The sequence below is a fragment of the Methanocorpusculum sp. genome (genome assembly GCF_030655665.1).
Taxonomy (GTDB): domain Archaea; phylum Halobacteriota; class Methanomicrobia; order Methanomicrobiales; family Methanocorpusculaceae; genus Methanocorpusculum.
This window is the reverse complement of record NZ_JAUSPQ010000010.1, coordinates 138269-147836: the sequence shown is the minus strand read 5'-3', so window position 1 is coordinate 147836 and position 9568 is coordinate 138269. Positions and strand designations below refer to the sequence as shown.

Genomic DNA, 9568 nt, shown 5'->3' with positions numbered 1-9568 from the left:
ATGCGGCCATAGCAGAGAGGTTCCACCCGGACCCATTCCGAACCCGGCAGTTAAGCTCTCTTGCGTCGGTCATTGTACTGAGATATGCGAATTCTCGGGAACTGGTCAACGCTGCACCCCCCCTTATTCTTTTGAAATGTTATGTTTGTGTTTTTTTAATGGGAGCGTGAGCTTTTGTTTTCTTGTTTGTGTTCCTTTTCTGTTCTGATCTATCCGGCTACGGTGAAGTAACCAGCATATATCATACCAGAAGGGGAAATAACTAAAAAAGAGAATTTACTGACATAATGCATCAGAAAGATGTTAAAAAAGAAAAATGGTGATGTTTGGAATTACTTCTTGTAATACGTTATGTCGTCTGCATCGTACAGAGTTGAGCCGCTCAAATGGAATGAATAGAATGGTTCGTTATAATAACTGAGGGGATAGTCACCATCTCCCTCATTTTTCCAAGTATTGATCATTTCATTGGCTCATACCTTCTGTTTTATCTGTTTGTAAATATCATATCATCATATGCCAGACTTTGGAAATCCCTTTGCCGGATTAAAAGAAGACCGTAAACTCACACATGATGAACTTATACGTGCTATTCGTTTTATGGTCGCAGCTGAATACGAAGCCATCCAGCTCTATCAGCAGCTTGCTGAGTCAATAGACAACAAACTTGCGATCGAGGTCCTCGAAGACATTGCTGATGAAGAAAAAGTCCACGCTGGTGAGTTCCTTAGACTCTTATATGAACTCGATCCCAAGGAATCTATCTACTACAAAGAAGGATCTGCCGAAGTCAAAGAACTGATCGAGAAACTGAAGGGACAATAGGATCCTTCATCTTTTTTCGTAAACTATTATAACCCCTGTGCCCTATAATTAAGAGCACTTTCTGTGCCTCAGTGGCCTAGCCCGGCATAGCGGCTGATTTGTAATCAGCAGATCGCGAGTTCAAATCTCGCCTGAGGCTTTGAGGAAATTCTCTCAATCTCATTTTTATTGAATTCATTATTATTTTATTATTGATGAGGCTAGGTTTTTCCAGTGCTTTAAAACAATTTAACTTAGTTCAATTTTTGGTACTTATGACTTATTCCGGAAATCACATAATATTGCCGTGAATTCTCATCTTACTTACTGCGCGCAAAGATTCTGATATTTTTGGTGTATCATCTTAGATGCCTATATATAAGATAAATTTAAGAGTAGTTAACAACATTTGGAGATACGTTTTCTGCTATCTCTCAAGGCTCCCTGGGGTGAAATATACATGCTATCTGACATAGAAATTGCACAGCAGTGCAAAATGAAAAAAATTACAGAGATTGCCGCATCTCTTGACATTTCGCCGGATGAACTTGAACTCTACGGTTCCTACAAAGCTAAACTCTCTGATTCTCTCGAAAAACGTCTGGAAAATAAACCAAACGGGAAACTCATTCTGATTACTGCTATCAACCCGACTCCTGCCGGTGAAGGAAAGACCACGACCACTGTCGGTCTTGGTCAGGCAATGCAAAAGATCGGTAAAAATGCTGTCATTGCACTTCGTGAACCATCCCTCGGTCCCGTCTTTGGTGTGAAAGGCGGAGCTGCCGGCGGAGGTTATTCACAGGTCGTTCCGATGGAGGATATCAATCTCCACTTTACCGGAGATTTCCATGCGATCACCAGTGCAAACAACCTACTGTGTGCAATGATCGACAACCATATCCAGCAGGGTAATGCTCTGGATATCGACACGCGGCGTATCGTCTTCAAACGTTGTATGGATATGAACGATCGCTCTCTCCGAAACATCATCATCGGACTCGGCGGGCAGACTAACGGCGTCCCGCGTGAAGATCATTTTATGATCACGGTCGCGAGTGAAGTAATGGCCATTCTCTGTCTTGCAAATGATATTGATGATCTCAAGGCACGCCTGAGCAACGTTATCTTTGGCTACAGCAGGAAAGGCACACCGCTCTATGCACGCGATCTAAAGGCTGTGGGGGCAATGGCTGCGCTTCTCAAGGATGCCATTAAACCGAACCTTGTTCAGACGTTGGAAAACACCCCTTGTTTCATTCACGGCGGACCGTTTGCAAATATCGCACACGGCTGTAACTCGGTTCGTGCGACCAAACTTTCGCTGAAGATGGCTGATTATGTTATCACAGAAGCGGGTTTCGGTTCCGACCTGGGTGCCGAAAAGTTCTTTGACATCAAATGCCGGTATGCTGGACTCACCCCGAACACTGTAGTGCTTGTTGCGACCGTTCGCGCCCTCAAATACAACGGTGGCGTAAAGAAAGAGGATACAACGATCCCGAACGTTGCCGCCCTCAAAGCAGGCATGGTCAACCTCGAGGCCCACATTCAAAATCTCCAGAAGTTTGGTGTCCCGGTTGTCGTGGCGATCAATCGGTTTTTCTCCGACACGGATGAAGAGCTTTCAATCCTCAAAGAGTTCTGTATCTCTCAAGGTGCAGAGTTTGCCGTCTCCGAAGTCTTCGCCAAAGGCGGGGATGGTGGTATCGAACTGGCGAAAAAGGTCGTTGCATCCTGCGAGAAACCGCAAAAATTCCAGTGTCTGTACGAACTTGATATGCCAATAAAAGAGAAGATCAATACCCTTGCGACCCGGATCTACGGAGCAGACGGGGTCGTCTACTCGCCCGCCGCCGATGCTGCTATCAAAGAGATCGAATCTCTCGGCAGGGGTGCTCTCCCGATCTGCATGGCAAAAACTCAATACTCGCTCTCCGATGATCCAAACAAACTCGGCAGACCGAAGAACTTTGTTATCAATGCATCAACAGTTCGGCTCTGTAATGGTGCCGGTTTCATCGTTGTCGAGACCGGCGATATCATGACACTCCCGGGATTGCCCGCTGTGCCGGCTGCATGCTCGATCGATGTGAACAATGACGGATATATATCCGGTCTCTTCTAATTTTTTTAAGGATAGTATTTTCCCGTGCAGATCACGGGCGTGATCTCGATCATGGATGTATGTAGGACGGCGTTCTCCGGCATTGAAAGGCAGGCAAGCTCAGGTGTGTATTTTTTCACGACTGCGCTCAGGATTTCCCGCTTCATCTGCGTGTTTTCCACGAGGACGGCCGAACCTTTCACCACAACGCTTTGATATGTTGTGTTCACACTGCAGGGCGATTTTGCGTCAGCACTGTAGAGGAAATCTCCCATCCTGTACACGGTAAAACTTACCCGCGGGTCCCGACAGATATTTTCGATCTTCTCACCGGTTGTCAGACCATGGATGTAGATCTTTCTGTTGACATACACAAAATGCACAGGCACGCAGTAAGGACTCCCGTCTGCATCAAGCGTTGCGAGAACGCCGCTTGCTGCATTTTCCAGAAGGTATGAAATGTCTTCATCCGATAACTGATGATCCTTCATTCTTTTTTGCATGACTCAGCTCCCGAGAACAACTCTTCAGAGACCGGTTCTCCAAATCTGTTGATCTCTCCTCTATAGATTCTGGTGGAAGAAACCACCTTTCCGTCCTTTGCCATAACACACTGGATCTGATAGAGATCCACCATGTTTTTCCCCATCTCCTTCCGCTTTGCATTGATGAGATTCCCGACCGGAAACGTCTCATGACTCACGACCAGCGCATCGAAGTCCTGGGTCAGTGCACTGCCGAACTGATCGAACAGCGCTTCGATCTCATAGGTCGCTTCAAACTTTTTTGATTCGATCCAGTTGGTCAGCTCTGCGAACCGAACCTCATAACTTCTAACCGGATGCTGTTTTCGGGAAGCAAAGGTATCCGAAGATAATCCGATGACCACATGACCGCCTGGTCCTGCAGTCGTAAATGCTCGGGTAAGGAGATGCTGATGGCCGATGTGAAGGGGATCGAATGTCCCGCCTACCATCACTTTCATACGTCCGCCCCCTCAGGTGCTTTACCACGGAACCATGAGAAGAAAATACCGATCACAGCAAGTCCGGAACATACCAGCATTGAGACCTGCAGAGCCTGAACAAACTGCGGATACATGTCAGGTCCGAGCATATTCAGGCCTCCGACAAAGATGGATATTGCTGCCATACAGATCGCCATCGAGAGGATCATGCCAAGCTGTCTCATCACTGCGACGATGCTGGATGCCGAACTATACTCTTTTTGCGGGACAGCACTCATGATCGCATTGGTGTTCGGTGCCGAGAATAAGGCCGATCCGAGCCCTATGAATACCTGCGTGATCGCGATGTAGGAAACGGCTGAGGTAAGTCCAAGGCCTGCGAGAAGAATGACTCCTATCGCCGAGAGCGCCATGCCAAACGTGACAAGATATCTCGGGTCGAAATGGTCGGAAAGTTTACCTGCGATCGGCGTCATCACTGCCTGGATGAGCGGCTGGAAGAAAATGATAAATCCTGCTTCGACCGCACTCAGCTCACCGACCGACTGAAGATACAGACTAACCATATAGACTGCTCCGTATGTGCAGCCATAGTTCAGGAGAGCAGTATAGGAGGACCGTGCGAACCGTTTGTTTTTGAAGAACAGATCTACATGAAGAACCGGTTCCGCAACTTTGCGTTCATACCACATGAAAATGACAATGAGGAATACTCCTCCTATCGCGAGGAAGAGGGATCCGTTGTCGGTGATGGTGGAAAGCCCGTACATCGTGCAGAATATCGCAGCTGCGTATAATATCGTCCCTTTGATATCAAAGGATTTCCAGGGATTTTTGAACTCCTGTTTGAGGAACTTTGCCATGACGAGCGCAGATACCAGCAGAAGCGGGATCATCATCAGGAAAATACTGCGCCATCCGGCATACTCGGTCAGGAATCCGCCGATGATCGGCCCCATTGATGCGCCGACATAGACCATTGCTGTATTGACCCCGATAACCATCCCGCGCTTATTTGCCGGATATACTCGCGTCAGGATCGCAAGGCCTGTTATCATCACAAATGCTGATCCCATGCCGGCGATGATCCGTAATATGATCAGGGTGGTGTAATCCGGTGTGAATTCCGAGAAAAAACAGGAGACAACGACGATGAGTCCCCCGATGATATAGGATTTTTTGTATCCGATACTGTCAACAAGACGGGATGCCGGGACTAAAAGAATGGCAGTTGCCAGAATAAATGCTGTGCTCATCCAGCCCAGATCACGTGCCGAGACGCCAAATTCAAGTCCGATCGCCGGGAGAGCAAGTATTACCATCGTTGCGATCATGGGGTTGAGGAGCGACCCCATTGATGTTGCGAAGAGGATCATTCTTCGTTCACGTATGCTCATTTCTGTCACTCTTCACCTCTGTTAATATATGATTGGCAGTTATGACTGATTATGCATTTCGTACAGTCGGGCTTTTTTGCGGTACAGACTGCTCTTCCGTGACGTATCAGAAGATAGTTGATCTCGCTCCACCACTTTTTTGGAAACAGTTCCATGAGATCCTTTTCGATTTTATCAGGGTCGGTATTTTTCGTGAAGCCTATTCTCTGTGAAAGCCTTCCGACATGGGTGTCCACCGCGATCCCGTATGTTTCGTGAAATGCGTGATTCGTGACGATGTTGGCTGTTTTTCGTCCGACTCCGGGAAGGGTTATGAGCTCTTCGATAGTTTTTGGAACGATACCGCCGAAATTTTCTTCGAGCATTTTTGCCGTCCCGATGATGTTTTTCGTTTTCGCGCGGTAATAACCTGCTGAGTGAATGATCCGTTCTACATCTGAAGGCTCTGCCCGTGAGAGAGCGGCAGCATCCGGATATGCGGTAAAAAGCTCGTCACGCAGACCATTGATGGTAATATCGGTCGTCTGTGCGGAGAGGATCGTCATGATAAGCAGTTCAAAAGGGTTTCTGAATTTGAGGAAGTTCATCTCGTCCCGCGTGCACGGGTACTGATGTTGTAACTCTTTGAAAATGGATTCTGCAGTTATCTGATTCATAAAAGAATGGGGTGGCCCAGATTCGAACTGGGGTCAAAGCGTCCCAAACGCTCTAGGATGGACCAGGCTACCCTACCACCCCCTGTTGCCCAATAATATTAGTGTTCTTCCTTAAAAAGAGATGTGTATGGTGTTCCGCCGCTGCGGATATAAATTATTTATACGATCGGGAACCGAATCATCGAATCTCCGACGATGGTTCCGGCAAATTCGCCTTTGAGGAGGGCTTTTTCCATGAGTGCGGGGCAGCGTCCATCGATCACTACAAGGGGGATACAGCTTCTTTCGGTGATCTTTGCAGCTACGAGATCGATGACCATATTCGATCCTGCGCACATCTTTTCTTTCATGATCAGGTCGATGAGTCCCTGCGGACTCAGGATATCGTGTTTCTTTGCAGATGCATCTTTATTGGGGTCTGCGGTGTAGATACCGTCGATCGCGGTCATATTGATCATCATTGAGGCCCCGACCTCTTCTGCTAGTACTGCGGCTACGGCGTCCGTGGTCTGACCGGGAGTGACTCCACCCATCACCACGATCTTTCCGGATACGGCCGCGGTCTTTGCTTCGCGGTAGGATTCGGCAACGACCGGATATGCATATTCTTTGAGAGCGCCGATAAGAAGAGCGGCATTGATCCGGGTGACCTGGATCCCGATCTCATCTGATGAGGCTTCGTCCAGTCCAATACTTCGGCAGGCATCTATGTATCTTCGTGCTTCTCCTCCTCCGCCGACAACGGCAAAAATCTGGATGCCGGCTTTGGTGAGGTTTATCAGTGATTCAGCCCATTCTTTCAGGCGGTGTGCGTCAAGTGACGGTACTAGGACCGATCCTCCTACAGAAATAACAACCCTCGTCATAAATTGTCCTAGTTATGTGTTCCTTCCCGACATATATGTAGTGTGTGTTGAATTACCCGGTTAAGGGGAATGCGTCACCGCGAATGATTATCTCTTAAAAAAGATACGGGGAGCGTTACTCCGAGAGGATAAGAACGCGCCAAGTCTGTCCGCCGAACTCAAGGGTGTCCCAGACAACGGTCTTGTGAACCTGTTCCTCAGATCCGGTTTTTTGGTAGGTATATTCTGTTGTGCCTGAGGTTTCCCGGCATACTTCCAAAGCTGCTGCTTTGACATCTTCGGGATACGAGGGGTCGGTAAGGATATTTTTGCCTCGTTCGCGCAGGTCGTAATCATACACCTGGATGCCGTCGGTCTGGAGGACACAGAGGTGATATCCGTATGTCTCAAAAAGATACTTCTCGATGTCTCCAAAAAGTCTTGAACTGTCGAATGACATGGAGATGTACCCTTTCCATTCTCCGTCAGCATAGACCGGTGCCGAGAGGACCGAGGCATTTGTGCCGTCTTCAAGGTGGAAATATTCGGTCAGGGCAATCTTTTTACCGGCATAGTATGCCTCGTTCGTTCCATAGGAGCTCTGGTCCGATCCAACAGACGAGAGGATGATATCGGGGTAGACGGAGACGACGATCATATTCTCGTTTGCGTAGAGGATCGTCTGGGCGAGTGTTGATTTCTGATACAGGTTTGCGAGGACCTGCTTCGAGGAATCTGCATCGTTTTTGCCGGCAGCAATTTCATCGGCGGCTTCGATCATAGAGTCTGCGCCTTGACTCAGGCTGAGATTTATCATGGAAATTGCTTCGGACACTGCTTTTTCCTGTGAAGTGTCCTGTGTGTTGATACAGCCTGCAGAGATGACTGCGGTGCATACCAGGATTCCGATGAACAGCAGATGGAATAATCGCATGCAGAATTTTTAGGTTAATTACCGGGAAAAGAGTTTCGAAAAACGTGGGGTCGGTGAGATTTGAACTCACGATCGACGGGTCTCTCCGACAAGCGAACATGTTCAAGAGCAGTGATTAGATCAGTGCTCCAGCGGGTCATCATTAAATCAGTAGACCCGATAGTTCATCATACGCTAAGACCGCTGGAGCCCGTCGCCATTCCGGACTAGGCCACGACCCCGCCAGCTTTCTTATACAAATTCAGCGTATAGTGATTTAAGCGTTGTGTTTCCAGATTGGAGCCTCAGATTTGAGTGATGAGTATGATCCCGAGGAATACTGCCATTACGATGATGAAGATCAAAAGGTAAAGGAGGTCATGTTTTGTGTCGGCGGCCGGTTTTTCCTGTACTGGAACACGGATGATCTCTTCGGGGATCTCTTTGTAGGGATGTTCCTGTTCAAACTGTTCGAACTCGGCACGCTCTTCTTCGGTAAAATCCGGTTCAGGTTCCAGCTTCTCGTTCACGATTATGTACTTGTCTCTCACAAACCTTATTGTATCTGCCGGTCTATCAGATTCTCATGGTTAAACTCGGTGAAGAATTTAAGCCGGATGCGAAGTATACTTCGTATCTGGCACTTGCGAGCGTAATGGCAGTTATTCTTATTTGGGCATGTTGTGTCGGATGGGTCTATTTCGTAGCGTTAGGCGATCCGATTTTTGTTCTGATCGGTCAGATCTCTCTTGGCGTTCTTGCTGGAATCGTGATCTTCGTTCTGATCTGGTCGCGTCTGTATTATGCCTCGGTCGTATATCACCTGAATGATACGGAGATGACCTGGAAACGCGGTGTCTGGTTTAGAAAAACCGGGATCGTCCCCTATAACCGTATCACGAATGTGGATATCGTTCAGGGTCCGGTCATGCGGATATTCGGCATCTCGAATTTAAAGATCGAGACAGCCGGCGGAAATTCCGGGAAGAACTCTGCCGAGATCCAGCTCGAAGGTATCGCCGATCCCGAACCTCTCAGGGCAATGATCATGGATTTTGTCCGCGGCAATGTTCCAAGTCCGGCGGCGACCGGTGTCGATTTCGGCAGGCGTGCAGCTCCTGCAGATATGCAGGCACTGATTGCCGAGGTCACGGCTATCAGAAAGCTTCTGGAAGCAGAGAGAAAATAAGTTTCTGTGTGATCCGAAATTAACGGATCATCTGGAAGCCCCCTCTCACCATTTTTTTAAAATGCCCCTGACAGAAACTCTTTTTACTCTTTCTGCCTAAATACAAAGTATGTGTAATGTAAAAGGCACCAAAACCGAAGCAAACTTAGAGTTTGCTTTCGCAGGTGAGTCTAAAGCGCGAAACAAGTACACCTATTATGCCTCCCAGGCCAGAAAAGAAGGATATAACCAGATCGCCGATATCTTTGAAGAGACTGCCGGCAACGAAAAAGAACACGCAAAACTCTGGTTCAAGATCCTCCACGGCGGAGATGTGCCTGACACCATAACAAATCTGCTTGATGCAGCAGCAGGCGAACACGAAGAGTGGACGGAAATGTATGCAGGCTTTGCCGTTGTCGCAAAAGAAGAAGGCTTTGATAAACTTGCAAAAACCCTTGAAGGCGTTGCCGCGATCGAAAAATTACACGAGGAACGCTACAGAAAACTTCTCGCAAACATCAAAGAAGGCAAAGTCTTTGCCCGTCCGGAGAAACTGCAGTGGCAGTGTACAAACTGCGGTCACATCTATGTCGGTGAAAAAGCTCCAGATGAGTGTCCTGTCTGTAAACACCCGCAGGCCTACTTCGAGATCAGAAAAACCAACTACTGAACTCTCCTCCTCTCAACCTTTTTTTTCGTGTTCCGTCT

At 47.9% G+C, this 9568-nt stretch carries 11 protein-coding genes, 3 tRNA genes and 1 rRNA gene; 6 read left to right on the top strand and 9 right to left on the bottom strand.

Annotated elements, in window-relative coordinates; translation table 11 throughout:
• The 4 genes from rrf to Q7J08_RS09355 form a co-directional block, all read left to right on the top strand.
• Positions 1-120, top strand: a 5S ribosomal RNA gene (rrf, locus tag Q7J08_RS09370); the annotation flags it as partial.
• A 396-nt stretch (positions 121-516) separates the two neighbouring features.
• Positions 517-825: a ferritin family protein gene (locus Q7J08_RS09365; protein WP_304911429.1), complete on the top strand. Its 309-nt coding sequence runs from the start codon at positions 517-519 to the stop codon at positions 823-825.
• A gap of 65 nt (positions 826-890) precedes the next feature.
• Positions 891-964: transfer RNA gene (locus Q7J08_RS09360), tRNA-Thr, on the top strand.
• A gap of 300 nt (positions 965-1264) precedes the next feature.
• Positions 1265-2932, top strand: a complete 1668-nt coding sequence (locus Q7J08_RS09355) for a formate--tetrahydrofolate ligase (RefSeq protein ID WP_304911428.1) — start codon at positions 1265-1267, stop codon at positions 2930-2932.
• A 5-nt stretch (positions 2933-2937) separates the two neighbouring features.
• On the opposite strand, the gene Q7J08_RS09350 is transcribed toward Q7J08_RS09355, so the two are convergent.
• The 9 genes from Q7J08_RS09350 to Q7J08_RS09310 all read right to left on the bottom strand — a co-directional run bounded on the left by Q7J08_RS09350 (position 2938) and on the right by Q7J08_RS09310 (position 8240).
• The gene (locus Q7J08_RS09350) at positions 2938-3402 is read right to left on the bottom strand and encodes a pyridoxamine 5'-phosphate oxidase family protein (protein ID WP_304911427.1); all 465 of its coding nucleotides are present in this window, start codon (positions 3400-3402) and stop codon (positions 2938-2940) included.
• The gene (locus Q7J08_RS09345) at positions 3399-3896 is read right to left on the bottom strand and encodes a phosphopantetheine adenylyltransferase (RefSeq protein WP_304911426.1); all 498 of its coding nucleotides are present in this window, start codon (positions 3894-3896) and stop codon (positions 3399-3401) included. The genes Q7J08_RS09350 and Q7J08_RS09345 overlap by 4 nt, the downstream gene beginning before the upstream one ends.
• Positions 3893-5275 (bottom strand): MFS transporter, encoded by a 1383-nt coding sequence (locus Q7J08_RS09340; protein WP_304911425.1) that lies wholly within the window; start codon positions 5273-5275, stop codon positions 3893-3895. Before Q7J08_RS09340 ends, Q7J08_RS09345 begins: the two co-directional genes overlap by 4 nt.
• A gap of 5 nt (positions 5276-5280) precedes the next feature.
• On the bottom strand, positions 5281-5931 hold the full coding sequence (gene nth / locus Q7J08_RS09335) for an endonuclease III (RefSeq protein WP_304911424.1): 651 nt from the start codon (positions 5929-5931) through the stop codon (positions 5281-5283).
• Positions 5932-5938: 7 nt separating this feature from the next.
• Positions 5939-6013 (bottom strand) — tRNA-Pro (locus Q7J08_RS09330).
• A gap of 76 nt (positions 6014-6089) precedes the next feature.
• Complete coding sequence (gene pyrH, locus Q7J08_RS09325; RefSeq protein WP_304911423.1) at positions 6090-6797, bottom strand: UMP kinase; 708 nt, start codon at positions 6795-6797, stop codon at positions 6090-6092.
• A gap of 115 nt (positions 6798-6912) precedes the next feature.
• Entirely contained in the window at positions 6913-7710 is a 798-nt protein-coding gene (locus Q7J08_RS09320; protein ID WP_304911422.1) for a hypothetical protein, read from the bottom strand.
• Between the two features lie 45 nt (positions 7711-7755).
• Positions 7756-7931 (bottom strand) — tRNA-Trp (locus Q7J08_RS09315).
• Between the two features lie 63 nt (positions 7932-7994).
• Positions 7995-8240, bottom strand: a complete 246-nt coding sequence (locus Q7J08_RS09310) for a hypothetical protein (RefSeq protein ID WP_304911421.1) — start codon at positions 8238-8240, stop codon at positions 7995-7997.
• Between the two features lie 35 nt (positions 8241-8275).
• Here Q7J08_RS09310 and Q7J08_RS09305 point away from each other — a divergent pair, with 35 nt between their 5' ends.
• Both Q7J08_RS09305 and rbr read left to right on the top strand, forming a co-directional pair.
• Positions 8276-8878 carry a PH domain-containing protein gene (locus Q7J08_RS09305; RefSeq protein WP_304911420.1) on the top strand — a complete coding sequence of 201 codons (603 nt, stop codon included), beginning with the start codon at positions 8276-8278 and terminating at the stop codon, positions 8876-8878.
• A 109-nt stretch (positions 8879-8987) separates the two neighbouring features.
• A complete protein-coding gene (gene rbr / locus Q7J08_RS09300) occupies positions 8988-9530 on the top strand; it encodes a rubrerythrin (RefSeq protein ID WP_304911419.1) in 543 nt (180 codons plus the stop codon).
• Positions 9531-9568 lie beyond the last annotated feature (38 nt).